General features: G+C 60.9%; 1 protein-coding gene. It reads right to left on the bottom strand.

The features are described 5' to 3' along the window. On the bottom strand, positions 1–258 hold a 258-nt coding region (locus tag BK660_RS31320), incomplete at both ends, for an FAD-dependent oxidoreductase (protein WP_185045303.1).

The following is a 258-nucleotide window of genomic DNA, read 5'->3' as shown; positions in this document are numbered from 1 at the left end:
CTGGTGACTTTCGAACTCAACTTGAACGCGATGCCCTGTTTGCTCAGCGAGCGCTGCAGGGTTTTACCGGCCTCGCCATCGACGCCCGGACAGATGCGATCAAGGTATTCGACCACGGTGACCTGCGCGCCCAGACGCCGCCATACCGAGCCCAGTTCCAGGCCAATCACTCCGGCACCGATCACCACCAGATGCTTGGGCACTTCGCTCAGCGACAGCGCGCCCGTTGAATCAAGAATGCGCTGGTTGTCGATCTCG

It is taken from the genome of Pseudomonas brassicacearum (assembly GCF_003732265.1).
Lineage (GTDB): Bacteria > Pseudomonadota > Gammaproteobacteria > Pseudomonadales > Pseudomonadaceae > Aquipseudomonas > Aquipseudomonas brassicacearum_D.
Note: the sequence above shows the minus strand (reverse complement) of the source record. Positions and strands in the feature narration are given on the sequence as shown.